At 42.3% G+C, this 24,007-nt stretch carries 40 protein-coding genes, 1 tRNA gene, 1 other RNA gene and 2 pseudogenes; 3 read left to right on the top strand and 41 right to left on the bottom strand.

Going from position 1 to position 24,007, the window contains the following annotated elements:
* Positions 1 to 87: 87 nt before the first annotated feature.
* The 3 genes from ABO04_RS03515 to tadA form a co-directional block, all read right to left on the bottom strand.
* The gene (locus ABO04_RS03515) at positions 88 to 1,698 is read right to left on the bottom strand and encodes an NAD-dependent malic enzyme (protein ID WP_160809316.1); all 1,611 of its coding nucleotides are present in this window, start codon (positions 1,696 to 1,698) and stop codon (positions 88 to 90) included.
* 66 nt (positions 1,699 to 1,764) lie between these two features.
* Complete coding sequence (locus tag ABO04_RS03510) at positions 1,765 to 2,244, bottom strand: L,D-transpeptidase (protein WP_160809315.1); 480 nt, start codon at positions 2,242 to 2,244, stop codon at positions 1,765 to 1,767.
* Positions 2,241 to 2,744, bottom strand: coding sequence for a tRNA adenosine(34) deaminase TadA (gene tadA / locus ABO04_RS03505; RefSeq protein ID WP_160809314.1), 504 nt, complete (start codon positions 2,742 to 2,744; stop codon positions 2,241 to 2,243). Before tadA ends, ABO04_RS03510 begins: the two co-directional genes overlap by 4 nt.
* A gap of 47 nt (positions 2,745 to 2,791) precedes the next feature.
* On the opposite strand from tadA, the gene prmB reads away from it, so the two are divergent.
* Positions 2,792 to 3,718, top strand: coding sequence for a 50S ribosomal protein L3 N(5)-glutamine methyltransferase (gene prmB, locus ABO04_RS03500; RefSeq protein ID WP_160809313.1), 927 nt, complete (start codon positions 2,792 to 2,794; stop codon positions 3,716 to 3,718).
* A gap of 22 nt (positions 3,719 to 3,740) precedes the next feature.
* On the opposite strand, the gene rluB is transcribed toward prmB, so the two are convergent.
* The 7 genes from rluB to smpB form a co-directional block, all read right to left on the bottom strand.
* A complete protein-coding gene (gene rluB, locus ABO04_RS03495; protein WP_160809312.1) occupies positions 3,741 to 4,559 on the bottom strand; it encodes a 23S rRNA pseudouridine(2605) synthase RluB in 819 nt (272 codons plus the stop codon).
* 53 nt (positions 4,560 to 4,612) lie between these two features.
* Entirely contained in the window at positions 4,613 to 4,936 is a 324-nt protein-coding gene (locus tag ABO04_RS03490) for a YbaB/EbfC family nucleoid-associated protein (RefSeq protein ID WP_160809311.1), read from the bottom strand.
* A gap of 16 nt (positions 4,937 to 4,952) precedes the next feature.
* A complete protein-coding gene (gene dnaX / locus ABO04_RS03485) occupies positions 4,953 to 6,542 on the bottom strand; it encodes a DNA polymerase III subunit gamma/tau (RefSeq protein WP_160809310.1) in 1,590 nt (529 codons plus the stop codon).
* 82 nt (positions 6,543 to 6,624) lie between these two features.
* Positions 6,625 to 6,723: signal recognition particle sRNA small type (ffs, locus tag ABO04_RS03480), an RNA gene on the bottom strand.
* A 180-nt stretch (positions 6,724 to 6,903) separates the two neighbouring features.
* Complete coding sequence (locus ABO04_RS03475; RefSeq protein WP_160809309.1) at positions 6,904 to 7,317, bottom strand: RDD family protein; 414 nt, start codon at positions 7,315 to 7,317, stop codon at positions 6,904 to 6,906.
* A gap of 97 nt (positions 7,318 to 7,414) precedes the next feature.
* The gene (locus ABO04_RS03470) at positions 7,415 to 8,485 is read right to left on the bottom strand and encodes a COX15/CtaA family protein (RefSeq protein ID WP_160809308.1); all 1,071 of its coding nucleotides are present in this window, start codon (positions 8,483 to 8,485) and stop codon (positions 7,415 to 7,417) included.
* 9 nt (positions 8,486 to 8,494) lie between these two features.
* Positions 8,495 to 8,944: an SsrA-binding protein SmpB gene (gene smpB, locus ABO04_RS03465; protein ID WP_160809307.1), complete on the bottom strand. Its 450-nt coding sequence runs from the start codon at positions 8,942 to 8,944 to the stop codon at positions 8,495 to 8,497.
* 96 nt (positions 8,945 to 9,040) lie between these two features.
* Here smpB and ABO04_RS03460 point away from each other — a divergent pair, with 96 nt between their 5' ends.
* A complete protein-coding gene (locus ABO04_RS03460; RefSeq protein WP_160809306.1) occupies positions 9,041 to 9,484 on the top strand; it encodes a type II toxin-antitoxin system RatA family toxin in 444 nt (147 codons plus the stop codon).
* Positions 9,468 to 9,764 carry an RnfH family protein gene (locus ABO04_RS03455; protein ID WP_160809305.1) on the top strand — a complete coding sequence of 99 codons (297 nt, stop codon included), beginning with the start codon at positions 9,468 to 9,470 and terminating at the stop codon, positions 9,762 to 9,764. Before ABO04_RS03460 ends, ABO04_RS03455 begins: the two co-directional genes overlap by 17 nt.
* A gap of 57 nt (positions 9,765 to 9,821) precedes the next feature.
* On the opposite strand, the gene ABO04_RS03450 is transcribed toward ABO04_RS03455, so the two are convergent.
* From ABO04_RS03450 to ABO04_RS03300, 31 genes and pseudogenes are all read right to left on the bottom strand, one after another.
* A tRNA-Thr gene (locus tag ABO04_RS03450) sits at positions 9,822 to 9,897 on the bottom strand.
* A gap of 68 nt (positions 9,898 to 9,965) precedes the next feature.
* Positions 9,966 to 10,358: a 50S ribosomal protein L17 gene (gene rplQ / locus ABO04_RS03445; RefSeq protein WP_160809304.1), complete on the bottom strand. Its 393-nt coding sequence runs from the start codon at positions 10,356 to 10,358 to the stop codon at positions 9,966 to 9,968.
* The gene (gene rpoA, locus ABO04_RS03440; protein ID WP_160809303.1) at positions 10,345 to 11,352 is read right to left on the bottom strand and encodes a DNA-directed RNA polymerase subunit alpha; all 1,008 of its coding nucleotides are present in this window, start codon (positions 11,350 to 11,352) and stop codon (positions 10,345 to 10,347) included. The genes rplQ and rpoA overlap by 14 nt, the downstream gene beginning before the upstream one ends.
* 26 nt (positions 11,353 to 11,378) lie before the next feature.
* Positions 11,379 to 12,005: a 30S ribosomal protein S4 gene (gene rpsD, locus ABO04_RS03435; protein WP_160809302.1), complete on the bottom strand. Its 627-nt coding sequence runs from the start codon at positions 12,003 to 12,005 to the stop codon at positions 11,379 to 11,381.
* Between the two features lie 12 nt (positions 12,006 to 12,017).
* The gene (rpsK, locus tag ABO04_RS03430; protein ID WP_160809301.1) at positions 12,018 to 12,407 is read right to left on the bottom strand and encodes a 30S ribosomal protein S11; all 390 of its coding nucleotides are present in this window, start codon (positions 12,405 to 12,407) and stop codon (positions 12,018 to 12,020) included.
* Between the two features lie 38 nt (positions 12,408 to 12,445).
* Positions 12,446 to 12,805: a 30S ribosomal protein S13 gene (gene rpsM / locus ABO04_RS03425; RefSeq protein ID WP_160809300.1), complete on the bottom strand. Its 360-nt coding sequence runs from the start codon at positions 12,803 to 12,805 to the stop codon at positions 12,446 to 12,448.
* Between the two features lie 22 nt (positions 12,806 to 12,827).
* Positions 12,828 to 12,941 (bottom strand): 50S ribosomal protein L36, encoded by a 114-nt coding sequence (gene rpmJ, locus ABO04_RS03420; protein ID WP_160809299.1) that lies wholly within the window; start codon positions 12,939 to 12,941, stop codon positions 12,828 to 12,830.
* A gap of 41 nt (positions 12,942 to 12,982) precedes the next feature.
* Positions 12,983 to 13,201, bottom strand: coding sequence for a translation initiation factor IF-1 (infA, locus tag ABO04_RS03415; RefSeq protein WP_011111057.1), 219 nt, complete (start codon positions 13,199 to 13,201; stop codon positions 12,983 to 12,985).
* Positions 13,202 to 13,207: 6 nt separating this feature from the next.
* Complete coding sequence (secY, locus tag ABO04_RS03410; protein WP_160809298.1) at positions 13,208 to 14,530, bottom strand: preprotein translocase subunit SecY; 1,323 nt, start codon at positions 14,528 to 14,530, stop codon at positions 13,208 to 13,210.
* The gene (gene rplO, locus ABO04_RS03405; protein ID WP_160809297.1) at positions 14,520 to 14,981 is read right to left on the bottom strand and encodes a 50S ribosomal protein L15; all 462 of its coding nucleotides are present in this window, start codon (positions 14,979 to 14,981) and stop codon (positions 14,520 to 14,522) included. The genes secY and rplO overlap by 11 nt, the downstream gene beginning before the upstream one ends.
* 2 nt (positions 14,982 to 14,983) lie before the next feature.
* On the bottom strand, positions 14,984 to 15,169 hold the full coding sequence (rpmD, locus tag ABO04_RS03400; RefSeq protein ID WP_160809296.1) for a 50S ribosomal protein L30: 186 nt from the start codon (positions 15,167 to 15,169) through the stop codon (positions 14,984 to 14,986).
* A gap of 6 nt (positions 15,170 to 15,175) precedes the next feature.
* Positions 15,176 to 15,664 (bottom strand): 30S ribosomal protein S5, encoded by a 489-nt coding sequence (gene rpsE / locus ABO04_RS03395; RefSeq protein WP_160809431.1) that lies wholly within the window; start codon positions 15,662 to 15,664, stop codon positions 15,176 to 15,178.
* Positions 15,665 to 15,723: 59 nt separating this feature from the next.
* Positions 15,724 to 16,086 (bottom strand): 50S ribosomal protein L18, encoded by a 363-nt coding sequence (gene rplR, locus ABO04_RS03390; protein ID WP_160809295.1) that lies wholly within the window; start codon positions 16,084 to 16,086, stop codon positions 15,724 to 15,726.
* A 14-nt stretch (positions 16,087 to 16,100) separates the two neighbouring features.
* Positions 16,101 to 16,640 (bottom strand): 50S ribosomal protein L6, encoded by a 540-nt coding sequence (rplF, locus tag ABO04_RS03385; RefSeq protein WP_160809294.1) that lies wholly within the window; start codon positions 16,638 to 16,640, stop codon positions 16,101 to 16,103.
* Positions 16,641 to 16,653: 13 nt separating this feature from the next.
* A complete protein-coding gene (gene rpsH / locus ABO04_RS03380; protein ID WP_160809293.1) occupies positions 16,654 to 17,049 on the bottom strand; it encodes a 30S ribosomal protein S8 in 396 nt (131 codons plus the stop codon).
* 76 nt (positions 17,050 to 17,125) lie between these two features.
* Positions 17,126 to 17,431, bottom strand: coding sequence for a 30S ribosomal protein S14 (gene rpsN, locus ABO04_RS03375; RefSeq protein WP_160809292.1), 306 nt, complete (start codon positions 17,429 to 17,431; stop codon positions 17,126 to 17,128).
* Positions 17,432 to 17,441: 10 nt separating this feature from the next.
* Positions 17,442 to 17,981 carry a 50S ribosomal protein L5 gene (rplE, locus tag ABO04_RS03370; RefSeq protein ID WP_160809291.1) on the bottom strand — a complete coding sequence of 180 codons (540 nt, stop codon included), beginning with the start codon at positions 17,979 to 17,981 and terminating at the stop codon, positions 17,442 to 17,444.
* A gap of 11 nt (positions 17,982 to 17,992) precedes the next feature.
* Positions 17,993 to 18,310 (bottom strand): 50S ribosomal protein L24, encoded by a 318-nt coding sequence (rplX, locus tag ABO04_RS03365; protein ID WP_160809290.1) that lies wholly within the window; start codon positions 18,308 to 18,310, stop codon positions 17,993 to 17,995.
* A gap of 18 nt (positions 18,311 to 18,328) precedes the next feature.
* Positions 18,329 to 18,697, bottom strand: a complete 369-nt coding sequence (gene rplN / locus ABO04_RS03360) for a 50S ribosomal protein L14 (RefSeq protein WP_160809289.1) — start codon at positions 18,695 to 18,697, stop codon at positions 18,329 to 18,331.
* Positions 18,698 to 18,773: 76 nt separating this feature from the next.
* A complete protein-coding gene (gene rpsQ, locus ABO04_RS03355) occupies positions 18,774 to 19,028 on the bottom strand; it encodes a 30S ribosomal protein S17 (protein ID WP_160809288.1) in 255 nt (84 codons plus the stop codon).
* Complete coding sequence (gene rpmC / locus ABO04_RS03350; protein ID WP_160809287.1) at positions 19,006 to 19,218, bottom strand: 50S ribosomal protein L29; 213 nt, start codon at positions 19,216 to 19,218, stop codon at positions 19,006 to 19,008. Before rpmC ends, rpsQ begins: the two co-directional genes overlap by 23 nt.
* 6 nt (positions 19,219 to 19,224) lie before the next feature.
* Positions 19,225 to 19,641: a 50S ribosomal protein L16 gene (gene rplP, locus ABO04_RS03345; protein ID WP_160809286.1), complete on the bottom strand. Its 417-nt coding sequence runs from the start codon at positions 19,639 to 19,641 to the stop codon at positions 19,225 to 19,227.
* A gap of 116 nt (positions 19,642 to 19,757) precedes the next feature.
* Positions 19,758 to 20,375, bottom strand: a pseudogene (gene rpsC / locus ABO04_RS03340) (30S ribosomal protein S3); the annotation flags it as partial.
* Between the two features lie 37 nt (positions 20,376 to 20,412).
* Positions 20,413 to 20,745, bottom strand: coding sequence for a 50S ribosomal protein L22 (gene rplV / locus ABO04_RS03335; protein WP_160809284.1), 333 nt, complete (start codon positions 20,743 to 20,745; stop codon positions 20,413 to 20,415).
* An 8-nt stretch (positions 20,746 to 20,753) separates the two neighbouring features.
* Positions 20,754 to 21,035 (bottom strand): 30S ribosomal protein S19, encoded by a 282-nt coding sequence (gene rpsS / locus ABO04_RS03330; protein WP_160809283.1) that lies wholly within the window; start codon positions 21,033 to 21,035, stop codon positions 20,754 to 20,756.
* A gap of 4 nt (positions 21,036 to 21,039) precedes the next feature.
* Positions 21,040 to 21,873, bottom strand: a complete 834-nt coding sequence (rplB, locus tag ABO04_RS03325; protein WP_160809282.1) for a 50S ribosomal protein L2 — start codon at positions 21,871 to 21,873, stop codon at positions 21,040 to 21,042.
* Positions 21,873 to 22,208: a 50S ribosomal protein L23 gene (gene rplW / locus ABO04_RS03320; protein ID WP_160809281.1), complete on the bottom strand. Its 336-nt coding sequence runs from the start codon at positions 22,206 to 22,208 to the stop codon at positions 21,873 to 21,875. Before rplW ends, rplB begins: the two co-directional genes overlap by 1 nt.
* The gene (rplD, locus tag ABO04_RS03315) at positions 22,205 to 22,825 is read right to left on the bottom strand and encodes a 50S ribosomal protein L4 (protein WP_160809279.1); all 621 of its coding nucleotides are present in this window, start codon (positions 22,823 to 22,825) and stop codon (positions 22,205 to 22,207) included. Before rplD ends, rplW begins: the two co-directional genes overlap by 4 nt.
* Before the next feature lie 17 nt (positions 22,826 to 22,842).
* Entirely contained in the window at positions 22,843 to 23,493 is a 651-nt protein-coding gene (gene rplC / locus ABO04_RS03310) for a 50S ribosomal protein L3 (protein ID WP_160809277.1), read from the bottom strand.
* Positions 23,494 to 23,539: 46 nt separating this feature from the next.
* Positions 23,540 to 23,848, bottom strand: a complete 309-nt coding sequence (gene rpsJ / locus ABO04_RS03305) for a 30S ribosomal protein S10 (protein ID WP_011633672.1) — start codon at positions 23,846 to 23,848, stop codon at positions 23,540 to 23,542.
* 69 nt (positions 23,849 to 23,917) lie between these two features.
* Positions 23,918 to 24,007: pseudogene (locus ABO04_RS03300) on the bottom strand (elongation factor Tu); the annotation flags it as partial.

Genomic DNA, 24,007 nt, shown 5'->3' with positions numbered 1-24,007 from the left:
TTTGTTCCGCCCACCAGGTCGGCATACACCCCAATAATTCATCAGAGCTTCCAGAGGTTGATAAGCAATCAACTGCGGTTTCCAGGTTCAATAGCCAGGTTCATACATCAGAGCCTGCACATTCACCTCCAGATCCGCAGATAAATCCTCACCCGTCAGACCATCCTGCCGGGCTATCTGACAAACCCTGACGGCAATGCCCTGAGAAATATCGCGTACCCGGGCAATATCCGGATAAATCAATCCACGCTCGATTTCTGCAGGAGATACACGGTTCGCCAACTCTTCGGCAGCTGCCAGAAACATACGTTCAACCACCAGACGTGCGCGACTCACGATCATACCCAGTCCAATCCCGGGATAGATGTACACGTTATTCCCTTGCGCCGAATAATAGACACGTTCACCCAGCATTACGGGTGAAAACGGACTGCCACTGGCAAAAACAGCCCGCCCCTCACTCCACCGGTAAGCCTGTTCAGCGGTACATTCCGTATGCGAAGTCGGATTGGAAAGCGCAATAATCACGGGGTGTTCCTGGCAGCGAGCCATCTCACGGATGGCTGCTTCACTGAATGCGCCTGCTGTACCTGTCGCGCCAATTAACACATCCGGCCGGATGGCAGCAATCGCATCGATGAAATCAACTGGTGCCCGCTCCTGGGCAAACGGCCGGATACGCGGCTTGATCTGTTCACGTGCAACTGTTACCAGACCCTGTCTGTCCACAAAACTGATCCTGGAGCGTGCCTCGGCTTCACTCAATCCGACCGCCTTGAATGCCGGCAGCAGCAGCTCGGCAACGCCGGTTGCGGCTGATCCCGTTCCCAGTAACATGATTTTCAAATCAGCAAACGATTTGTGCGTAATTCGGCAGGAAGCATAGATACCTGCCAGCGTCACCGCGGCCGTACCCTGGATGTCGTCATTGAAACATCGAACCTGCCCGGCATAGCGATCCAACAGGGCAAATGCATTCTGACTGCTGAAATCCTCAAACTGGATCAATGCATCCGGAAACTGATGCCGTACCGCTGCTACAAACTCATCCACCAGTGATAAATAATCCTGTCCAGTCAGCCGGGGATAGGGATAGCCCAGATAAAGCGGATCTTCTCGCAATGCCTGATTACCCGTTCCCACATCTAGCATGACTGGCATGCATCGACCTGGATCAATACCAGCACAAGCCACATACAAAGAAGTTTTACCAACGGGTATTCCCATGCCATTTGCACCCAGATCACCCAGACCGAGAATACGCTCTCCGTCTGTAACAACGATAATTTTCACACTGGTTTCCGGCCAGTTTTCAAGGCAGGATACAATCTTCCCTCGGTCTTCCGGAGTAATGTAAAACCCTTGTGGCTTTCTGAAAATATGCGAAAGTTTCACACAGGCTTCGCCCACAGTCGGTGTATAAACCAACGGCATAATTTCATCGATATGATCAATCAGAATACGATAAAACAGCCTCTGGTTGCGTTCGAGCAAGTCATTCAAATAAATGTATTTTTCGATATTGCTGCTTTTACTGCGCAGATTGGCCAGCACCCGCTGCTGCTGTTTTTGAATATCGGTCACACCGTATGGCAGTAATCCTTGCAAGCCGTAACGTTCACGCTCTTCCCGGGTAAAAGCAGTGGATTTATTCTGTACCGGGTCGTTCAGCAATATTTTGCCACGTAGTGATTTCATGATATTTTCCTGGTCAGGAAACTGGATACCAGCACGCTCTTGATCGTGCCCCAAAAGGTGCAGTAGTCAGGCATTGATTTCAATGGATGTACCAACAGGCACGCGCTCAAACAGATCCAGCAGATTATGGTTATGCATCCGGATACAGCCAATCGATCCGGGCTTACCCATCTCGGCACTATCAGGGCTGCCATGAATATAGATGTAACGCCGCATGGTATCGACCGAACCCAGGCGATTGAATCCCGGCTCACACCCCGAAAGCCAGAGAATGCGTGTCAGAATCCAATCCCGGCCCGGCTGGTTGGCAGCCAGCTCTGGCGTGTAGATTTCTCCGGTGGGACGGCGCCGGACGAATACTGTATTTACAGGCGCACCCTGACCGATCCTGGCGCGAACGATATGCTTCCCCAAAGGGGTGCAAAAACTGCCACGCTCCTGCCCTGTGCCGTTCTTTGCGGAGGAAATCTGATAACGCCTGACAACATGTCCCGTTGAATCCAGCAGGATCATTTGCTGCAGTGCAATCTCAACAATAATGTTCATGGTGTATCCTGCTTTTTTGTAGCGCGCCGAATCATGAAAAACTGTTTCAGTAAGGAACTGGCTTCATCCGCCAGAACACCCCGGCTGATCGCCAGGTGATGATTGAGCCGGGTATCGGCAGGCAGATCAAGCAAACTGCCACACACGCCAGTTTTCGGATCATCTGCAGCATAAACCAGTCGTTTGATTCTGGCATGAAACATTGCGCCGGTACACATCACGCAAGGCTCAAGTGTGACATACAACGTACAATCCGGCAGCCGGTAATTTCCCAGTTTGCAAGCAGCGTCACGCAAGGCCATGATTTCAGCATGTGCCGTTGGATCTAATGACGTAACGGGACGGTTATATCCATAACCTGCGATCCGGCCATCCCTGACCACAACCGCGCCGACAGGAACCTCTCCTGCATTGCCCGCCACACGAGCAAGATCCAGTGCATGACGCATGAAATACTCATCTTCTGCCTGAAGTGGTGCTCGGATAACCTGTACTTTCACCCGTTTTTTTATGCTAAATTGTTTTCCGGAAAAATTAGGATCGAATCATGACTCATACTAGGCAGCCTAACAACCCCACTATCCTCCAAGCAGGAGAAGAATTGCGCACCTTGCGCGATTTGCTGCGTTTTGCAATAAGCTATTTCAACCGGTCCGACCTTTTCCTGGGGCATGGTCTACCGAGTATCTATGATGAAGCTGCGTTTCTGATCATGCACACACTGCATCTGAGTTCCGATCAGCTGGATCTTTTTATGGATGCCACACTTACAGGCAGTGAACGTGATCAGGTTCTCCGCATCATTGAGCGACGTGTCAGTGAAAAAATGCCGGTTGCCTATCTGACACATGAAGCCTGGCTGGGTGATTTCAATTTCTATGTTGATGAACGCGTCATCATACCGCGTTCATTCATTGCTGAGCTGCTGCAAGATCGCCTATCCCCCTGGGTAGCAGATCCGTATGATGTCAATTCAGCACTTGATCTATGCACCGGCTCCGGTTGTCTCGCCATTCTATTGGCACACAGCTTTGAGCAGGCACAAATCGATGCTGTGGATATTTCTTCCGATGCATTGGATGTTGCCTCCATAAACATCAGAAATTACGATCTGACAAGCCGGATCAATCTGATTCACTCGGATCTTTTCACCACACTTCAAGGAAAACGATATGATCTGCTCATCAGCAACCCCCCTTACGTCAATGCCACATCCATGGCCATGCTTCCCGAAGAATATCGTCATGAGCCTGCTATCGCCCTGGCGGGAGGACTTGATGGGCTGGATGTTGTTCACCAGATTCTCAAGGAAGCCGCAGATCATCTGACCGAAGATGGCTTGCTGATCATGGAAATCGGCCATAATCAGTCCGAAATAGAACAAGCATTTCCCCAGCTGCCCTGTACTTGGCTGGAAACCAGTGCAGGCAGCCAGTTTGTTCTAATGATCAGACGCTGCGACCTGCCAACGTAACAAGGAATTTACTAAAGGTAGATTAATTGACTAATGCCAATAGTCTTTCTACTTCTGTATCGACCAGCTCCAGCCACATACCACGCTTCAGTCTGGGTGGAAGATTAACAGGACCGAACCTGATGCGCATCAGACGGCTGACTGTTACCCCCAATGCTTCAAACATCCGGCGCACTTCACGATTTCTACCTTCTTTCAGTATAACGCGGTACCAATGATTTGTTCCTTGTCCACCTTCGTCGAACAACTGATCAAATTTTGCCGGACCATCTTCCAGCTCAATGCACGTAGTCAAACGAGTAATTTGTTCCCGGGATAATTCCCCAACGATGCGAACTGCATATTCCCGCTCCATCTGATAACGCGGATGCATCAGACGATTGGCCAAAGTACCGTCAGTTGTGAAAATAAGCAGCCCGCTGGTATTGAAATCCAACCTGCCTATTGCTATCCATTTGGAAGATCGTACGTACGGCAGTTTATCGAATACCGATGGTCGTCCTTGTGGATCACGCACACTGACAATTTCTCCCTCCGGCTTATGGTAAATAATAATACGCGGTGACAGCGCAGGCATCCTGAGCCGGATAATTTTTCCATCAATCCGTATTTTGTCCTCAAACCCGGCTCGATCACCGAGTTTTGCTACCACATTATTGATACTCACACGACCAGCAGCAATCATGGCTTCGATTTCCCGCCGGGAACCTAAGCCAGTGCGCGCCAGCAGTTTCTGTAATCTGTCAGATGCCGCAGCAGACGTAACGCTGGCGCCTTCTGCAACAGGAGATCGCCTGCGTGTACGCCTGGATTCCCGATGTTTCAGCCGGTTAACCGACATGAATATAAATCCTGTGTTGTAGTCGGTCTGTCAAAAATATATCAACAGATCATTTAGAAGGGAAATTTCATTCCCGCAGGCAATCCCAGGCCGCTGGTCACACCCGCCATATGTTCCTGTGTTGCAGCCTCGACCCGGCGCACCGCATCATTCATCGCGGCCGCCACCAGATCTTCCAGCATTTCCTTGTCGTCACCGATCAAACTGCTATCGATACTGACCCGCTTCACGTCATGGCGGCAGGTCATGGTAACCTTGACCATGCCCGCTCCCGCCTGGCCTTCAACCTCAATTGTTGCCAGCTTTTCCTGCATAGCCTTCATGTTTTCCTGCATTTGCTGGGCCTGCTTCATCAAGTTGCCTAAATTGGCTTTCATCAATTTTCAATCTCCGTTAATGAATCGGTTTAATGGAAGAAACATTCAATTTGGCGTCGAATTCCTTAACCAGTCCCTGGACATAGGGATCAGATTCAATCGCTTCAATCGCCTGGGATTGCTTCGCGAGTTTGTCACGATCCCGCAATACCGCTGGAGTAACACCCGTAATACGCTCCAGCGAAAAAATTACCTCAACCGCTTTCCCAAGATGGATTTTCAGTTGAGATTTCAGCTTGTCCTGATAGACTTTCTCCAGCAGATGTTTGTGCATTTCTGCTACACATAATTCTATTCTGCTTGCGGAAAAATGTTTTGCTTCACTGTATTGCGCCAGCATCCGTGTCATCCCATGCAATTTCAGCTGGTCTACCAGCGCAAGCCAAGCCTCATTTGGAGAATCAATCACTATTGATTTTTCTTGTCCCCCGGAATCCGTGGACAACCCAGATTTTACCTCCGGAGGAGTATCAGCACTGATACCCGCATGTACAACACGATCAGCTGCTTGTTGAGAACAAGAAGGCATAAAGACCAGCATCCGCATTAACGTCATGGTAAAACCACTGTATTCATCTGGAGCCTGACTCAGATCAGCACGTCCGTGTAATGCAATTTCGTAAAACAGTTGAATATCTTCAGGCGTGAAGTGTTTTATCAAGGCAAGTAATCTGTCAACTTCCGGCTGTTCTTCATCAAGTATCTGCGGAATGATCTGAGCGGTTGCCAGCCGGTGCAATAACGCTGCCAGATCCTGCAAGACCTGATCAAATAATACGCTTGCCACTTCCAGTTGATCTGCAATAGCCAACATTGCTGCTCCATCCCGCTCCGCCAAGGCTTCCAACAGTGCAAACAAATGATTCTGATCTAACGCTCCCAGCATCTCACGAGTACTGGTTTCATCTATTGCAGCATTACTGAACGCAATGGCCTGATCAAGCAGACTAAGCGCATCTCGCAGACTCCCCTTTGCTGCTTTTGCCAGCAATTTCAAGGCAGCTGTATCCGCAGAAATTCCCTCCGCGGAGAGAATCTCGGTCAGGCGCATCTCCATCAGGGATGACGGTATTTGCTTCAGATTGAACTGAAGACAGCGAGATAACACAGTCACAGGAATTTTCTGGGGATCCGTGGTGGCAAGAATAAATTTAACGTGTTCTGGTGGCTCTTCCAGCGTTTTGAGCATTGCATTGAATGCTGACCTGGAAAGCATGTGCACCTCATCAATTAAATAAACCTTGTAGCGCGCCGCAACCGGTGCATATTGAGCGTTATCCAGCAGTTCGCGCATGGCATCCACCTGAGTATTGGATGCCGCATCCAGTTCAATCAAATCGACAAAACTTCCCTGATCAATTGCCAAGCAGGCTGTACACTTTCCACAGGGTGTGGCAGTAATTCCCCGCTCGCAATTCAGCGCCTTTGCCAAAATCCTGGCTACTGTTGTCTTGCCAACCCCACGTGTACCTGTAAACAGGTATGCATGATGCAACCGATTCTGCTCCATTGAGTTGACCAGCGCTCTAACAACATGTTCTTGTCCAACCAGGCCCATAAAGTCTTTGGGGCGCCATTTACGGGCAAGTGCCTGAGAATCCGCCAAGGTTTTCTATCAAAAAGAGATTATTACAATTCGAATATCATGAAGCTGCAAAGAAACAGATCCTGAAATCTGTGTAAAGACAGGTGGCGAGCCGAACCCCCGGCACTTGTAAAAAATAGCTGTGGCTGCTTCCTTCCGGATCTGACCAGATTCACTACTTTACAATGCGGGGAGGCCCGCCGCGCACTATTCTACTCTAAGAGGGCGCCTGAATATAGTGTGTTTTGCGAGCCATACAAAAAACAGAACAACACCGAGACTGCAACGACAATAACTCGCCATCAAGAATTTTACAGAAACAGACTAACGTAATAGCTGGATACAAAAACCTTCCAGGAGAAATCCGCCGATGCCTTCTAACTTAGCTGAGTCTTATGATACGTGTACCGGCCAACTTATCATGCAGAAATTGGCGATTACGATTAAACAAGGCCCATAGCAGCCCGAGTCCCAGAAAACTAATGCCTATTACAGCCATAAGGTAGCGCACCATCGCTTGTTGCGTGGTAACTTTTCCGCCATTGGCAGAAACAAGCTGTAATTTCCAGGTCTGCATGGCCAGCGTTTGGCCACCATGCGTCCAGAACCAGATAAAGTAGATACCACCGATAAACAATAAATAAAATTGAAATAAAGGCCTAAAGTATTCGGCTGATGTATCCCGGAAAATAAGGTGAAACAGAAAAGCGGCGATGAACCATACACCCAGTAGCAGCAAAAATTCGTAAGCCAATGCCAGCATACGACGCCAAAACCCTGGTATCGATCCTTCCATCAACGTGCTCCTTTGTGTTGAGCATCCATTTTTCCCGGGGATTTCATATGCCATAAAAAACGTACCACCATTAGAAAAACACAGATTTAATTAATTATCAGGATAGCTTACGACAAACCCACAATGCGGCGGTAAATAGCAATACAGCTCCCGCCTGGTGTGCAGCAGCAAACGTTAGTGGAACTGATAATAGCAATGTCGTAATCCCGAGCCCTACTTGAATAAACAACATCAACAGCAAGAGATGGCAAGCCAGGCGACCAGACCACGACAACGATAGTCGTTTCGCTCTGACCCAGAACCATGGGATAGAAAAAATCAATAGCCAGGCAATCAAACGGTGATCAAACTGTACCGTCGTGATGTTATCAAAGAAATTTCGATACCAGGGTTCCAGCACGAACATGGCGGGAGGAATCAGAAAACCATCCATCAGAGGGAACGTATTATATGCCCTCCCAGCATGGATACCTGCCACCAAGCCACCAGATAGCACCATAATAAATATCAGCCCGGTCAACACCTGAGCAAATCTTTTAAGCTTATGTATGGATAGTGGATCTGATAAATGCGTATTAGCAGGTGAAATCAATCCAGTGGCCACCCAGAACATAGCGGCATAAATAATGAAAGCAAGACCAAGGTGCGCAGTCAGTCGGTACTGACTGACATAAATATTATCTGCCAAGCCACTCATAACCATATACCAGCCCATTAAACCCTGCAGAGCACCAAGCACAAAGATACCCAGCAACTTCACACCGAGTACACGATCAACCCGCTTGCGCACCATAAAATAGACAAAGGGCACGAAATAAACAAGACCAATCAGACGACCAAGCAAACGGTGAAAATATTCCCACCAGAATATTCCCTTGAATGCATCCAGTGTCATACCTTTATTCACTTGCTCATATTGAGGTATTTGGCGGTACTTTTCCAGCAACACCTCCCAATCTTCCTGACTAATAGGCGGAACACTTCCAACTATAGGCTGCCACTCAACAATTGATAATCCGGAGCCAGTCAGACGCGTTACCCCGCCAACAACAACCATGGCAAATACCAGCGCACAGCAAATCAGTAACCAGATCGCGATGGGCATATGATGTTGAGCAGATTTATCAGGAATTTCAGGAGTAACCGTATTAAATGAACTTGTCTGCATAGCTATTAATCAAGAATGACGCATACGTAACAGGCGCTGTTTGTCGCGCTCCCATTCCTTACGTTTTTCACTTTCACGTTTGTCGTATTGTTTTTTTCCTTTTGCAAGACCAATTTCCAGTTTGATTTTACCTGCTTTATAATGCATATCCAACGGCACCAGAGTATAGCCCGCACGTTCTACTTTGCCGATGAGTTCCTTGATCTGAAAAGCATGGAATAGTAGTTTACGTGTTTTTACAGGGTCAGGATTAACATGTGTTGATGCTGTCGACAGCGGGCTAATATGGCATCCTATAAGAAATAGCTCGCCCTTACGGATAACCACGTAAGCTTCTTTCAACTGAACTCGACCAGCACGTATTGCCTTAACCTCCCACCCTTCCAGCACAATACCAGCTTCATATTTTTCTTCGATGAAGTAATCGTGGAAAGCTTTTTTGTTTTGCGCAATGCTCATTCAAAACAACTGGGAAAAAATATATGTATACAAAAAATTTTCAATTAGTGTATCAGTTTTTAGCATCTTTACACTCGAATGTGGGAATATAGCATTATGACTGAAATAGAAAAGACAGTATTGGTAGGATATTCATCCGCCCAAATGTTTCATTTAGTAGATACCGTGGAGAACTATTCTGAGTTTCTACCCTGGTGCTCAGGGGCATCGATGGAACTCATGGATGATAATGAAATTGCGCATGCAACAGTAAACATCGATTACCATCACATCAAACACAGCTTTACTACCAAGAACAAACGCCATCCACCCAATCTAATTGAAATAGAATTGCTTGAGGGGCCTTTCGAAAAACTTAACGGCTACTGGCGTTTTATTCCTTTAACCGAGACCGCCTGTAAGATTGAATTTAAATTACATTACACATTTTCTCACAAGCTTTTAGAAAAGCTGATTGGACCGGTATTTTATATAATAGCCAACAGTTTTGTGGAAGCATTCGTGGAACGAGCGGAAAGGATTTATGGGCCTAGCACTTAGGAACGGCTTTATTAGTATAGAGATAGTCGCTGCATTAACTGGGCGACATTTCACCAAGCGCCTTCAAGTTCCAGAAGGAACTATGATTAAGCAAGCAATCAAATTTTCAGAGATAAAAGAATTTTATCCTGTGATTAATTGGTCAACCTTGAAAATAGGCATTCATGGAAAAATTGTCCACCCAGAAACTATACTTCATCAGAATGACCGGATTGAAATATATAGGCCTTTGATCGTCGATCCCAAAGAAAAACGCAAACTAAAAATCAAATCAAAATAAAGCTGGAATTAGAATACAGATTCTCAGTGGGCAAAAGGAAGTCAAATAGCAGAATTATGGTGCCGCAGAGAGGAGTCGAACCTCCGACTTGCTGATTACGAATCAGCTACTCTACCAACTGAGTTACTGCGGCTTCGTGAAACAAGCATAACGTCACAAGAATGGAGGATGGACTAAATCTGAGCAGAGACTCAGAGTTGTTTACTCCGCAGTATTTATAACATCGTCAGCAGTCTCAGATCTATCCAGCAACTCAACAATAGCCATTGGGGCATTATCCCCTTTTCTAAAACCACATTTTAGAATCCTCAAATAGCCACCCTTCCGATTCTGGTAACGTGGCCCTAATTCAGAAAAAACTTTTACAACATTCTCTCTGTTTCTCAATCTATCAAATGCCAATCGTTGGCTAGCCAACGATGGATTTTTACCCAACGTAATTACCGGTTCTACTACACGACGAAGCTCTTTGGCCTTAGGAAGCGTAGTTCTAATAATTTCATGTTCAAGTAAAGAATTAGTTAGATTTCTAAACATAGCTAAACGATGGCTAGAGGTTCGGTTTAATTTTCGCAACCCATTACGATGACGCATGTCCCGGTTCCTTTACATAATTTTCTAAGTTAGCTGGTGGCCAATTCTCTAATTTCATACCCAGTGATAAATCACGTGAAGCGAGTACTTCTTTAATCTCATTTAATGATTTTCTACCCAAATTAGGCGTACGAAGAAGCTCAGCTTCAGTTCTTTGAATTAAATCACCAATATAAAATATATTTTCAACTTTCAAACAATTTGCAGAACGAACAGTAAGCTCTAAATCATCAACTGGTCGCAACAAAATGGGATCAATGACAGGAGCTCTCGGTTGTTCGGTAGGTAACGGTGTGCTTTCCAAATCCGCAAAGAAGGAAAATTGTTCAACCAGCACCTTCGCTGCATAACGAATCGCTTCTTCAGGATCAACAGAACCATTCGTTTCAATATCAATAATCAGCTTATCAAGATCCGTTCTTTGCTCCACACGTGCATTTTCTATCGTGTAGCTAACGCGCTTGATCGGGCTAAATGAGGCATCCAGCAGTATATCTCCGATAGAAGATAAACTCTTATCTTCTCTACTTCGATTAACAGAAGGAAAATATCCTCTTCCTTTTTCCACCGTAATCTGCGCTTCAATACGACCTCCACTAGTAATATGGGCAATCACATGCTCTGGGTTGATTATTTCCACATCATGAGAAGATTCGATATCGCCAGCTGTAACAATACCTTCCGTATCTTTCTTTAAGGTAAGAATCGTGGAACTCTTGCCATGAAGCTTGAGTACAACTCCCTTCAGGTTTAATATCAGATCAACGATATCTTCCTGTAAACCATCAATCGTTGAATATTCATGCACAACCCCGCTAATACTGACTTTAGTAGGAGCACAACCAGGAATAGAGGATAATAAAACACGACGCAACGCGTTACCTAAAGTATAACCAAAACCTCGTTCAAACGGCTCCATTACAACCTTAGCGCGTAAAGGTGAGAGATTATGTACCTCTATGATCCTGGGTATGAGAAAACTATTTGATGACATATACGTGCCAATATAAGAAAAATTGACTATTTGGAATAAAGCTCAACCACAAGAGATTCATTAATCGTTGAAGATAAATCACTGCGATCGGGCTTATTCTTATAAAAGCCTTTAAGACTATCAAAATCGACTTCCAGCCAAGATGGCACGCTACGGCGCTTAGCCACTTCAATTGAAGATTTAATCCGCAAATAGCTCTTTGCATGCTCGGCCACTTCTATTTGATCTCCCGGCCCTACCAATTGAGAAGGTATATTGGCTTTCTTACCATTTAAAAGAATACAATCGTGTCTAATTATTTGACGCGCCTCGGCTCTTGAAGCACCAAATCCCATGTTATATGCAACATTATCTAAACGACTTTCTAAAAGAGTCAACAGATTTTCACCTGTAACGCCTTTTTGTCTATCAGCCCGCTTATACACGTTCCGGAATTGATTCTCCAGCAAACCATAGATTCTTCTGATTTTTTGTTTTTCTCTCAGCTGCACAGCATAATCAGATAGTCTTGTTTTTCTCTGGCCGTGTTGTCCAGGCGGATAATTTCTTCGTTCTATAGGACACTTATCACTAAAACATTTGTCACCTTTCAGGAATAGCTTTTCCCCTTCTCGGCGACATTGACGACATTTCGGGTTTATATTTCTGGCCACAGACTTTTCTCCTTAGATACGACGCTTCTTGGGTGGCCTACATCCATTATGAGGCACAGGTGTCACATCGGTGATACTTGTAATTTTAAAACCCGTAGCATTAAGTGCTCTTACAGCTGAATCACGGCCAGGCCCAGGTCCTTTAACTCTAATCTCCAAATTTTTGACGCCATACTCCAAAGCGGCTTTACCTGCATGTTCCGCAGCAACTTGTGCTGCAAAAGGGGTACTCTTACGCGATCCTTTAAATCCGACCCCTCCTGATGTAGCCCAAGACAGTGCATTTCCCTGGCGATCAGATATTGTTACAATTGTATTGTTAAAAGATGCATGTATATGTGCGACCCCTTCAACAATATTTTTTTTTATTTTTTTACGACTTTTTAATGGAGGCTTTATCATTAATTTCTAATCTATTTTTAAATTAAACAAATAAAAAATTACTTAGCACGTATCGCTTTACGCGGACCTTTTCTTGTTCTGGCATTAGTTTTCGTGCGCTGACCTCTTACTGGCAAACCTCTACGATGTCGTAATCCACGATAACTACCAAGATCAATCAATCTTTTGATATTCATTGAGACTTCTCGACGCAAATCCCCTTCAATCAGTAGTTTTGCAATAGAATCCCTCAACTCCTCCAACTTGCCGTCCGTCAATTCTTTAAGTTTAATAAAAGGCGGAATATCTAGATCCGTACAAATTTTACGTGCCGTCGAATTTCCTATACCGTAAATAGCCGTCAAAGCTATATTAACGTGCTTATTACTAGGCAAGTTGACACCTGCTATACGAGCCATTTTTTAACCTATATTAAAAAAATTAACCTTGACGTTGTTTGTGCCTTGCATCGACACAAATAACACGAATAACTCCATGACGTTTTATTATTTTACAATTTCTGCATATTCTTTTAATCGATGCTCGTACTTTCATAATAAATCCACGATAATATTTATGTAATACAACAAATATAACTACTTAGTGCGGAAAGTTATTCGCGCTCTAGTTAAATCATAGGGTGTCAGATCAACCGTAACTTTATCACCAGGCAAAATACGAATATAATTCATTCTCATTTTTCCTGAAATATGCCCTAGTACAATATGACCATTTTCCAATTTTATTCTGAATGTCGCATTCGGAAGCGTTTCAATAACTTCACCTTGCATTTGAATGGTTTCTTCTTTCGCCATCACAACTTATCGTAAAAAATTACCACTGGGTTTAAAGTTCGCTTTTTTCAACAAACTCTCATATTGACCTGACATCACATGAGATTGAACCTGAGCCATAAAATCCATGGTAACCACAACGATTATTAGCAAAGAAGTCCCTCCAAAATAAAATGGAACGTTCCACTTCAGAATCAAAAATTCAGGTAATAAACAGACTAACGTCACATAAATTGAACCTATTAGCGTTAGTCTTAACATAATACGTTCTATATATCGTGTTGTTTGATCGCCCGGACGTATCCCAGGTATAAAAGCCCCACTTTTTTTCAGATTATCCGCCGTTTCCTTTGGGTTAAATACGAGCGCAGTATAGAAAAAACAAAAAAATATGATCAATGCAGCATACAAAGCAACATAGACAGGCTGTCCCGGAGCTAATGTACTACTAAAATCCTTTAACCAATTCAGGGACAAACTGTCAGAAAACCAACCAGCCAACGTTGCAGGAAACAAAATAATACTAGAGGCAAATATCGGAGGTATAACCCCGGACATATTCAATTTTAAAGGCAAATGTGATGATTGACCGCCCATCATCTGCTTACCCACTTGCCTCTTTGCATAGTTAACTAAAATCTTCCGCTGTCCACGCTCTATAAAGACAACAAATGCTGTAATAGCTATGGCTGCAACAAAAATCAGCAGGGCAGTAAAAAAATGCATTGCACCCGTATTTACCAGCTCAAGCGTTCCTCCGATAGCGCTCGGAAGTCCTGCTGCTATCCCGGCAAAAATTATCAGAGAGATCCCGTTGCCAATTCCACGCTCAGTAATCTGCTCACCAAGCCACATAAGGAATATGGATCCAGTCACAAGCGTAATAATGGTTGTAAATATAAAATGCATGCCAGGTTCCACTACCAACCCGGGCTGAGATTGCAAAGCAAAAGAAATACCGTAGCTTTGTAATGTAGAAAGTAATAGCGTACCGTAACGAGTATATTGCGTTATCTTTTTTCTTCCAGACTCACCTTCTTTTTTCAAGGATTCCAAATATGGAACAGCTACTGTTCCAAGCTGCATGATAATAGATGCCGATATATATGGCATAATTCCAAGCGCAAATATAGAAAATCTTGAAAGTGCTCCTCCCGAGAACATGTCAAACATTCCCAGTATTCCGTTTTCCTGGGAGTTAAAAAGATCTTTCAATACAACCGAATCAATTCCCGGAACAGGAACATGCGTACCAATACGGTACACAATCAAAGCAAGCAGCAAGAACCACAACCGCCTTTTTAGCTCATAAAATCTATCAGTCAGTGCGGCTTTTGATTTAGACACCATTTACATTTTCTATAGTTAGTTCAACCTGGCCGCCTGCACGCTCTATCAAATCTTTCGCGCCACAAGTTACCGCCAAATCCTTTAGCTTTATAGCACGCGTACAAACCTGAGAATCTGAAATAATCTTCACAGGATCATTTTTCGATTTTATAAAATCAAATTCATACAATACAGATGAATCAAATTCATTTCGGTCAGTTGACAACAAGACAGACAACTTAATCTCTTGTGTTCGCTTTTTTCCATAGACCACAAAACCTCGCTTAGGTAGCCTACGTTGCAATGGCATCTGACCGCCTTCAAACCCAACCTTGTGAAAACCACCTGCACGCGATTTCTGGCCTTTATGTCCTCTTCCACACGTTTTACCCAATCCGGACCCAATTCCTCGTCCTACTCTTTTTTTGGGTTTTATTGAACCCACTCCAGGTTTTATAGTATTGAGCTTCATTTTTATTCCTCTACCTTCAATAGATATGAAGCTTTATTAAGCATACCTCTAGTCGAAGGCAAATCTGGCAAAAAAACAACATGATTAACTTTTTTTAACCCCATACTCCTCACTATCAATCGGTGCTTTTTTTTTGAACCAATTAAACTTCTCACTAAGGTAACTTTTATTGATTTTAACTTTTCCATTTAAAATTAGACCTCAGTAATTTCATCTATACTTTTACCTCTCTTTGCAGCAATCATTGAAGGCGTTTGAATTTTACCTAAACCGTTCAGGGTAGCTCGAACTATATTATATGGATTTGTAGAACCCAAGCACTTTGCCAAAATGTTATGCACTCCCATTACTTCAAAAACAGCACGCATAGGACCGCCAGCAATAATCCCCGTCCCTTCTGAAGCCGGTTGCATGTACACCCTGGCAGCACCATGCTGACCAATCACGGGATGATGAAGCGTGCCATTCACAAGGTTAATCTTGACCATCCGACGACGGGCTTCATCCATAGCCTTCTGCACGGCCAAGGGGACCTCCCTGGACTTTCCTTTACCCATGCCAATGCCACCTTTTCCGTCACCAACCACCGTCAAAGCGGCGAAACCAAGAATTCTACCACCTTTCACAACCTTAGTAACACGATTGACAGAAATCATTTTTTCTTTCAATCCATCAGATTTCATTTCGTCTTGGGTTTTTGCACCAACGTATTTCGTCGTTTTAGTCACCGTAATTACCCTTATTAGAACTTCATCCCAGCTGATCTAGCTGCGTCAGCAAGTGCCTTCACTCGTCCATGATACTTAAATCCTGATCTATCAAAGGCAACCTCGCTAATCTGTGATTCCAGAGATTTTTTAGCCACCAGCTGGCCAATATATTTTGCGGCCTCAATTGTTCCACCATTCGAATATTGTTTTTTCACCTCCGCCTCAACCGTAGAAGCGCTAACAATCACATAATTAGACGTGGGATCTATAATCTGTGCATAAATATGATTATTACTTTTATGAACCAATAGTCTAAAACGCCTCGAATTACTGATTCTGATTCTAGTTGCTTTAGCCCGCCTCAAGCGAGCTAGTTTAGTTGTATTTAGCAACATTCGTTATCCTTATATTACTTTTTCTTAGTCTCTTTAATCACAACTTTTTCATCAGAGTACCGAATTCCCTTTCCTTTATATGGTTCAGGACACCGATATGATCTAACCTCTGCTGCCACTTGACCAACTTTTTGTTTATCGATTCCTTTGATTAGAATTTCAGCTGGATTCGGTGTTTCCATCTTAATATTTTCCGGAATAGAATAAGATACGGGATGCGAAAATCCAAGATTCAAATTTAAGATATTGCCAACGACCTGGGCCTTATATCCAACACCTATAACAAGTAGCTTTTTCTCAAATCCACTTGTCACACCTTTCATCATATTTGATATCAAAGCCTTAAGTGTTCCAACCAGAGATCTCGCTTGCTTTGAAGAATTCAACGCTTGAACCACCAAATAAGTTGAATTTATTTCAACTTTAGCATTATGCGTATCAATAGATTGAAACAAACTTCCCAATGGCCCCTTTATAGCCACACCCAACTCTGTTAACTGAATCTCTACCGACTCTGGTATTTCGATTGACTTTGTTGTTATGTAGATAGACATTATCTGTATTACCTCACGCAACTATACATAATAACTCACCACCGACCCCAGCAGCTCTCGCCGATCGCTCAGTCATAACACCTTTGGAAGTTGATACAATCGCCACTCCCAATCCATACATTACTTTCGGCAAATTATTTCGTGATGAATATCTTCTTAATCCTGGCTTACTTATCTTGGCAAGCGAACTGATGACTGGGCCGCCATTAAAATATTTTAAACATATCTCTACGTATAGCTTCCCATCACTGCTTATTTCCTGATAGCTATCGATATATCCTTCATCCTTCAAGATTTTAAGGATTGCCTTTTTTAAATTTGATGAAGGTATTTTCACTTCTTTCTTTTCTGCAGCTTGCGCATTTCTTATACGCGTAAGCATATCAGCTATTGGATCAGTCATGCACATATATACACCAATTAATCTTTGACATCAGCAAAATAATTCCATTTGCCACATTTTTTTTCAAAACCGAAACTTAGCTTTACCAGCTTGCTTTAATAATGCCTGGAATTTCACCACGCATAGCTATTTCTCGCAGTTTAGTCCGACCCAAACCAAACTTTTTATAAACTCCTCTCGGCCTGCCTGTCAAGACACATCGCTGGCGAATTCTTACAGGACTAGAGTTTCTTGGAAGTTCCTGAAGAAGACTGCGCGCTGTCGCCTTTTGCTCAAAATCTGATTTTGTATTCTTTAAGATAGCAATTAATTCTGAACGACGTGTCGCATATTTATTTACTGTTCTTATCCTCTTTATATTACGATTTATTATTGATTTCTTAGCCACACACTTTTCCTTAATTTTTAAATGGAAACTTAAAAGCAGAAAGCAGAGCCTTCGCTTCCATATCAGTTTTCGCTGTTGTGGTTACAGTTACGTTCATACCACGCAATTTATCAATTTTGTCATAGTCTATTTCAGGAAAAATAATCTGCTCTTTAATCCCCATATTAAAATTGCCATGACCATCAAAACCCTTTCCTCCCACCCCCCTAAAATCACGTATACGAGGAATAGCAATACTTACGAGACGATCTAAGAACTCGTACATCTTTACTCCACGCAAAGTTACCATACAACCAACCGGATAACCCTGCCGTATTTTAAAGGTCGCAACAGATTTTTTTGCTTTTGTAATTACAGGTTTTTGCGCCGAAATTTTCTCCAAATCGCTAACAGCATTTTCGATTATTTTTTTATCAACAGCTGCCTCACCGACACCCATATTTAAAGTTATTTTCGTTATTTTAGGCACCTGCATTACAGTTTTATAATTAAACTGCTGCACTAAGTCCTTTACAACTATATTTTTGTAATGATCAAGTAATCGAGCCATTTTTTTCATCCTTATGAATCAATCAAAGTACCATCCGATTTAAAATATCGCACCTTGCTACCTGATTCATCAAATCTAAAACCAACTCTGTCTGCTTTATTTTTATCAATATTAAAAATCGCAACATTTGAAATGTGAATTGGCTTCTCTATTTCAACAATTCCACCAATAATATTTTTACTGGGATTAGGCTTAACGTGCGATTTAACTCTATTTACATCTCTAACCACCACTTTCTCTGCATTTACAAATCTGATTATCGTTGATTGCTTACCTCTATCCTTACCCGATAATATAATTACGTTATCACCCTTTCTAATCTTCTTCATGATTACAAGTTCTTTGTTTTATATTACTTCGGGAGCCAGAGACACTATTTTCATGAACTTGGCTGTACGAAGCTCACGCGTTACTGGACCAAAAATTCTGGTACCCATGGGCTCTAATTTATTATTCAAAATTACTGCTGCATTCGTATCGAATTTCACTAAAGAGCCATCAGATCTGCGAATCCCTTTTGCTGTTCGAACAATAACTGCATTATATACCTCCCCTTTTTTTATTCGACCACGAGGCACAGCATCTTTCACAGCAACCTTTATAACATCACCGATTCCAGCGAATCTTCGCTTTGATCCTCCGAGAACCTTGATACACATTACGGTGCGAGCTCCCGTGTTATCAGCCACCTTGAGTAAAGATTGCATTTGAATCATATCTATGCTTCCTGTTAATAATCAACTCTGACTTTATATAAAACAATATGGATATATCTTTATATCAAGATTTATTTCAATTAATCTTTACCACTCTGATTACTTTCCAAGATTTAGTTTTGGATATAGGACGTGTTTCACTTATAGCCACCATTTCACCCACTTTATATTGATTATGTTCATCATGAGCATGATATTTTTTTGAACGTGTGATAATTTTATTATAGAGAGGATGCTTTACTTTTCTGTCAATCCTTACAGTTACGGTTTTATCTCTTTTATCACTTATGATTTGTCCAATCAGATATTTACTTTGATTGTCTAAATTCATCGCCACCCTCTTTCTCTTGAATAATGGTTTTAATACGCGCTATATCCTTACGCACTTTCTTAATCTGGGACGTGTCTGTAAGCTGTTGTGTTTTTAACTGAAACCTTAATCCAAATTGGACTTTTCTTAATGACAACAGACTTTTATCCAAATCTGACAATGTTTTTTCTCTTAATTCTGTTATTTTCATTAAAAATCAATTCCCTAAATGCCTTATCACAAATACCGTCTGCATTGGTAGCTTTGCAGCAGCCAGTCTAAAAGCTTCACGTGCAAGCAGCTCATCAACACCATCCATTTCGTAAAGTACTTTTCCGGGCTGAATTTCAGCAACATAGTACTCAGGGTTTCCTTTACCCTTTCCCATTCTAACTTCAGCAGGTTTTTGAGAAACAGGTTTGTCTGGAAAAACTCTTATCCAAATACGACCACCACGTTTGATATGCCTTGTCATTGCACGTCGAGCTGCTTCAATCTGTCTCGAAGTCAATCTTCCGCGGCCAACAGCTTTAAGCCCAAATTCTCCAAAACTAACTTTTGCGCCCCTGGTTGCCATACCGGTATTACGACCTTTATGCTGCTTACGAAACTTGGTTCTGGCTGGTTGTAACATTACTAAATTCCTTACTTTCGAACTATTTTAATTATAGTTACAAACTTAATTTGTTGAACAAAATCTCAGAAGGATTAATATTTTGCCTAGTTCTGACGATCCCTTACACTAAGCTGTTCTCCCTTAAAGACCCAGACTTTAACACCAATTACACCATAGGTTGTTTTAGCCTCTGAAGTTCCGTAATCGACTTCGGCTCTTAACGTATGAAGAGGCACTCTTCCTTCCCGATACCACTCAGTTCGAGCTATTTCTATACCATTTAGCCTCCCGGAGCTCATTATCTTAATTCCCTGTGCTCCCAGCCTCATAGCGTTTTGTATTGCCCTTTTCATAGCTCTTCTAAACATTATTCTTTTTTCAAGCTGTTGAGTAATACTGGCTGCAATGAGCTGAGCATCAATCTCTGGCTTGCGTATCTCTTCTATATTAATATGCACAGGAACATTCATGAGTTTCTCAACGTTTTTACGAAGAATCTCAATATCTTCACCTTTTTTACCAATTACAACACCTGGCCTCGAGGTATGTATTGTAATTTTTGCATTTTTTGATGGCCTTTCGATAACGATGCCGCCCACAGAAGCATGTGCTAACTTATTCTGAAGATATCGTCTTACGTTAATATCTTCGTTTAAAAAAATTGAGAATTTTTTTGTATTTGCATACCAACGAGAAGACCAATTCTTCAAAACTGAAAGTCTAAATCCTGTCGGATTAATTTTTTGACCCACGAATTATTTATCCTTTTTATATTAACTTAATAAACTTCTATCTATTGCAGACGGTCAGAAAAATATTACACGTTGGTTTTGATATACGATTTCCTCTCCCCTTCGCGCGTGGACTAACACGCTTTAGTGAAGGTCCTTGCCCCACAAAAACACGAGTCACTTTTAATTCATCGATATCAGCACCCTCATTATGCTCTGCATTTGCTACCGCTGACTCAAGCAGCTTCAGAATAATTACCGCACCTTTTTTGGGGCTAAATGTCAATAGTTTAATAGCCTGATCGACCCGTAATCCTCGAATCTGATTTACCACTAAACGCCCCTTTTGCGCAGACAATCTTACGCTACGTAAAACTACAGATGTTTCCATATATCATCCTATCGCTTGGAACCTGCCTTTTTATCACCAGCATGGCCTTTAAATGTTCTAGTATGAGAAAATTCACCAAGTTTATGACCAACCATATTTTCTGTTATAAAAATGGGGATATGCTGCCGTCCGTTGTGAACAGAAATAGTCAATCCAATAAAATCCGGAAGAATAGTCGATCTTCGTGACCAAGTTTTTATAGGCCTCTTGTCATTATTTTTACGAACATTCATAACTTTATTGATTAGATGTAGATCAACAAAAGGACCTTTTGAAACGGATCGACTCATACCTTTAACCTTTCTTAGAATATCTGCTTCGAACAATCATGCCAACTGTCCTCTTGTTTCTTCTTGTGCGAGATCCCTTTGCAGGAGTACCCCAAGGACTTACAGGATGTCTTCCTGCCGCTGTTTTACCCTCCCCTCCACCATGAGGATGATCAACAGGATTCATAGCAACACCTCGAACTGTTGGACGAATCCCCCGCCATCTCACAGCTCCAGCTTTGCCTATTGATTGCAAATTATGCTCTGAATTACCCACCTCACCAATTGTTGCCCTACAGTTTATATGCACCTTTCTTATTTCACCTGATCTCAATCTGATCTGCGAATAATCGCCTTCACGTGCCATAAGCTGTGCAGAAGATCCAGCAGAACGCGCCAATTGCGCACCCTTGCCTGGCTTCAACTCGATACAATGAATAACACTTCCGACCGGTATGTTACGAATAGGCAATGTGTTGCCAGCTTTAACAGGAGAGCTTGATCCGTTAACCAAACATGCGCCTACTCCTACATCTTTCGCCGCAATAATATATCTTCTCTCCCCATCAGCATAACAAAGCAATGCTAAATGCGCACTTCTGTTAGGATCATATTCAATACGCTCAACCTTCGCTGGAACATCATCTTTATTTCTACGAAAATCAACAACTCGATAGTGATGCTTATGTCCCCCGCCAATATGGCGTACCGTTATTTTTCCAGAATTATTTCTACCAGCACTTTTCTTCTTCTTTTCTGTTAAGGTGGAAAGCGGATTCCCTTTATACAAAAAATCACTAACAGATTTAACTACTGCTCTTTGACCTGGAGAGGTAGGCTTTGATTTTTTAAGTGTCATTATTTATCCTCAAACAACCTTACATCGGTAAAATCTATCTCACGGTCATCTTTTAAACTTACAATCGCTTTCTTCCAATTAGATTTTTGTCCTATATATCGACCAAATCTTTTTTTCTTTCCCTTTACGTTTATTATTTGCACACGATTTACTTCGATATTCTGCGTTTTCCAAATCTTCTCAATAGCTAATTTGATTTCAATTTTACTGGCATCGCGTGAAACATAAAATATGATCTGCCGAGCTTTCTCAGCCAAAAAAGTTGCCTTCTCGGAGATTTGTGGAGCTTTTATTATCTCCAATGCTCTTTCACTACCTATATTGATAATTTTCATTGCAGTATGTTTTCAATTTTACTTACTGCTTCACGAGTAATAACAACATTATCATAAGACAGTAAACTTACAGGATCTATTAAACTGACCTCAACTATTTTTATATTTGGTACGTTTCTGGAAGCCAGATATAAATTTTCATCTATTTCATCAGTAATGATCATTACATTTTCAAGTTGATAACTTTTTAATTTCTGCAAAAATTTTTTTGTCTTTGTCGTTTCAACCTGAAATTCATCTATCGCCACTAATTTATTATTTCTTAATAATTGAGAAAATATAGTGCATATCCCTGCGCGATACATTTTTCGATTTATCTTTTTGGTGAAATTTTCTGTTGGCTTATTAGGAAATATTTTCCCTCCTCCGCTCCACAACGGATTTGATGCAGCACCAGTTCTTGCTCTTCCGGTTCCTTTTTGTCTCCACTGCTTGCGTGTAGAACCAGCCACTTCTGATCGTCCCTTTTGAGCTCGGGTGCCACTTCTAGCATTCGATAAATATGATGTGATTATTTGATGAACAAGTGCCTCGTTATAAACCCTGTCAAAAACAGAATCTGATACATCCATACTCACAATTTGTCCATTTTCGTTTCTACAAGGAATTTTAACCATTCGCTTACACTTATCAGTTATTGTTTAATTGTATGTTTCACACTCGGACGTATAAAAACTCCATTGCCCTTTGGACCCGGAACCGACCCCTTTAAAAAAATCAAACTGCGATCAGTATCAACACGCACAATTTCAATATTTTGTATTGTGCTGTTTACTCCTCCTAGCCGACCTGTCATTTTCTTTCCCGGAAAAACCCGACCTGGATCTTGCGCCATACCAATCGAACCAGGAACTTTATGTGATCTTGAATTACCATGACTGGCCCTACTTGAAGAAAAATTGTGACGCTTTATGGTCCCCGCGTAACCTTTACCTATAGATACACCACTTACATCTACTTTTGATCCTATTTGAAAAATCTCGACGTTTATTTCAGCCCCTAATCTTATATCGCTATTGATGGCAGGCTCTACCTTAAATTCTTTTACTACTTTTCCAGCCTCTACACCCGCTTGCGCAAAATGCCCAGACAGTGCTTTAGTCATTCGGTTTTTTCTTCGATATCCTTGCGTTAATTGAATCGCTGAATATCCATCTTTTTCAACTGTTTTGATTTGCACCACACGATTTTTTGATACATCAAGGACAGTAACAGGTATGCTACTCCCCGATTCGGTAAAGATTCTGGTCATTCCTATTTTTTTACCGATCAGCCCTAATTTCATTTGTTTCCTCTACTTTGGTTTTGCCTTCTATAGCCAACAAAATAAATCACAACTTGATTTCAACATCAACACCAGCAGGCAAATCAAGTTTCATCAGTGCATCTACCGTTTTATCTGTAGGATCGATGATATCCATTAATCTTAAATGTGTTCTAATTTCAAATTGATCACGCGAAGTCTTATTTACATGCGGTGATCGCAATACATCAAATCGTTCAATACGCGTCGGTAATGGAACTGGCCCCTTAACTACCGCTCCCGTTCGCTTGGCTGTCTCCACTATTTCAACAGCTGACTTATCTATTAAACGATAGTCAAAGGCTTTCAAGCGTATACGAATTTTCTGATTTTGCATAAAACACTCTAAATTATATATTGTACGGAGCTCATTTTAAATGACAGCTACCAACCGTAGCCTTATGGTTTATTCAATCACTTTAGCGACGACGCCGGCGCCAACGGTACGCCCCCCCTCACGGATAGCAAAACGCAACCCTTCAGTCATCGCAATTGG

Origin of the sequence: Nitrosomonas sp. HPC101, assembly GCF_009833125.1 — a bacterium.
Lineage (GTDB): Bacteria > Pseudomonadota > Gammaproteobacteria > Burkholderiales > Nitrosomonadaceae > Nitrosomonas.
This window is presented reverse-complemented; position numbering and strand designations above follow the sequence as displayed.

What these genes read in the sequence shown, in the direction of transcription:
- ABO04_RS03515 (WP_160809316.1), bottom strand. Translation starts at nt 1,698, where the DNA reads ATGAAATCACTACGTGGCAAAATATTGCTGAACGACCCGGTACAGAAT.
- ABO04_RS03510 (WP_160809315.1), bottom strand. Translation starts at nt 2,244, where the DNA reads ATGAACATTATTGTTGAGATTGCACTGCAGCAAATGATCCTGCTGGAT.
- prmB (WP_160809313.1), top strand. Translation starts at nt 2,792, where the DNA reads ATGACTCATACTAGGCAGCCTAACAACCCCACTATCCTCCAAGCAGGA.
- rluB (WP_160809312.1), bottom strand. Translation starts at nt 4,559, where the DNA reads ATGTCGGTTAACCGGCTGAAACATCGGGAATCCAGGCGTACACGCAGG.
- ABO04_RS03490 (WP_160809311.1), bottom strand. Translation starts at nt 4,936, where the DNA reads ATGAAAGCCAATTTAGGCAACTTGATGAAGCAGGCCCAGCAAATGCAG.
- ABO04_RS03475 (WP_160809309.1), bottom strand. Translation starts at nt 7,317, where the DNA reads ATGGAAGGATCGATACCAGGGTTTTGGCGTCGTATGCTGGCATTGGCT.
- ABO04_RS03470 (WP_160809308.1), bottom strand. Translation starts at nt 8,485, where the DNA reads ATGCAGACAAGTTCATTTAATACGGTTACTCCTGAAATTCCTGATAAA.
- smpB (WP_160809307.1), bottom strand. Translation starts at nt 8,944, where the DNA reads ATGAGCATTGCGCAAAACAAAAAAGCTTTCCACGATTACTTCATCGAA.
- ABO04_RS03460 (WP_160809306.1), top strand. Translation starts at nt 9,041, where the DNA reads ATGACTGAAATAGAAAAGACAGTATTGGTAGGATATTCATCCGCCCAA.
- ABO04_RS03455 (WP_160809305.1), top strand. Translation starts at nt 9,468, where the DNA reads ATGGGCCTAGCACTTAGGAACGGCTTTATTAGTATAGAGATAGTCGCT.
- rplQ (WP_160809304.1), bottom strand. Translation starts at nt 10,358, where the DNA reads ATGCGTCATCGTAATGGGTTGCGAAAATTAAACCGAACCTCTAGCCAT.
- rpoA (WP_160809303.1), bottom strand. Translation starts at nt 11,352, where the DNA reads ATGTCATCAAATAGTTTTCTCATACCCAGGATCATAGAGGTACATAAT.
- rpsK (WP_160809301.1), bottom strand. Translation starts at nt 12,407, where the DNA reads ATGATAAAGCCTCCATTAAAAAGTCGTAAAAAAATAAAAAAAAATATT.
- rpsM (WP_160809300.1), bottom strand. Translation starts at nt 12,805, where the DNA reads ATGGCTCGTATAGCAGGTGTCAACTTGCCTAGTAATAAGCACGTTAAT.
- rpmJ (WP_160809299.1), bottom strand. Translation starts at nt 12,941, where the DNA reads ATGAAAGTACGAGCATCGATTAAAAGAATATGCAGAAATTGTAAAATA.
- infA (WP_011111057.1), bottom strand. Translation starts at nt 13,201, where the DNA reads ATGGCGAAAGAAGAAACCATTCAAATGCAAGGTGAAGTTATTGAAACG.
- secY (WP_160809298.1), bottom strand. Translation starts at nt 14,530, where the DNA reads ATGGTGTCTAAATCAAAAGCCGCACTGACTGATAGATTTTATGAGCTA.
- rplO (WP_160809297.1), bottom strand. Translation starts at nt 14,981, where the DNA reads ATGAAGCTCAATACTATAAAACCTGGAGTGGGTTCAATAAAACCCAAA.
- rpmD (WP_160809296.1), bottom strand. Translation starts at nt 15,169, where the DNA reads ATGGAAAAGTTAAAATCAATAAAAGTTACCTTAGTGAGAAGTTTAATT.
- rpsE (WP_160809431.1), bottom strand. Translation starts at nt 15,664, where the DNA reads ATGAAATCTGATGGATTGAAAGAAAAAATGATTTCTGTCAATCGTGTT.
- rplR (WP_160809295.1), bottom strand. Translation starts at nt 16,086, where the DNA reads ATGTTGCTAAATACAACTAAACTAGCTCGCTTGAGGCGGGCTAAAGCA.
- rplF (WP_160809294.1), bottom strand. Translation starts at nt 16,640, where the DNA reads ATGTCTATCTACATAACAACAAAGTCAATCGAAATACCAGAGTCGGTA.
- rpsH (WP_160809293.1), bottom strand. Translation starts at nt 17,049, where the DNA reads ATGTGCATGACTGATCCAATAGCTGATATGCTTACGCGTATAAGAAAT.
- rplE (WP_160809291.1), bottom strand. Translation starts at nt 17,981, where the DNA reads ATGGCTCGATTACTTGATCATTACAAAAATATAGTTGTAAAGGACTTA.
- rplX (WP_160809290.1), bottom strand. Translation starts at nt 18,310, where the DNA reads ATGAAGAAGATTAGAAAGGGTGATAACGTAATTATATTATCGGGTAAG.
- rplN (WP_160809289.1), bottom strand. Translation starts at nt 18,697, where the DNA reads ATGATTCAAATGCAATCTTTACTCAAGGTGGCTGATAACACGGGAGCT.
- rpsQ (WP_160809288.1), bottom strand. Translation starts at nt 19,028, where the DNA reads ATGAATTTAGACAATCAAAGTAAATATCTGATTGGACAAATCATAAGT.
- rpmC (WP_160809287.1), bottom strand. Translation starts at nt 19,218, where the DNA reads ATGAAAATAACAGAATTAAGAGAAAAAACATTGTCAGATTTGGATAAA.
- rplP (WP_160809286.1), bottom strand. Translation starts at nt 19,641, where the DNA reads ATGTTACAACCAGCCAGAACCAAGTTTCGTAAGCAGCATAAAGGTCGT.
- rplV (WP_160809284.1), bottom strand. Translation starts at nt 20,745, where the DNA reads ATGGAAACATCTGTAGTTTTACGTAGCGTAAGATTGTCTGCGCAAAAG.
- rpsS (WP_160809283.1), bottom strand. Translation starts at nt 21,035, where the DNA reads ATGAGTCGATCCGTTTCAAAAGGTCCTTTTGTTGATCTACATCTAATC.
- rplB (WP_160809282.1), bottom strand. Translation starts at nt 21,873, where the DNA reads ATGACACTTAAAAAATCAAAGCCTACCTCTCCAGGTCAAAGAGCAGTA.
- rplW (WP_160809281.1), bottom strand. Translation starts at nt 22,208, where the DNA reads ATGAAAATTATCAATATAGGTAGTGAAAGAGCATTGGAGATAATAAAA.
- rplD (WP_160809279.1), bottom strand. Translation starts at nt 22,825, where the DNA reads ATGGTTAAAATTCCTTGTAGAAACGAAAATGGACAAATTGTGAGTATG.
- rplC (WP_160809277.1), bottom strand. Translation starts at nt 23,493, where the DNA reads ATGAAATTAGGGCTGATCGGTAAAAAAATAGGAATGACCAGAATCTTT.
- rpsJ (WP_011633672.1), bottom strand. Translation starts at nt 23,848, where the DNA reads ATGCAAAATCAGAAAATTCGTATACGCTTGAAAGCCTTTGACTATCGT.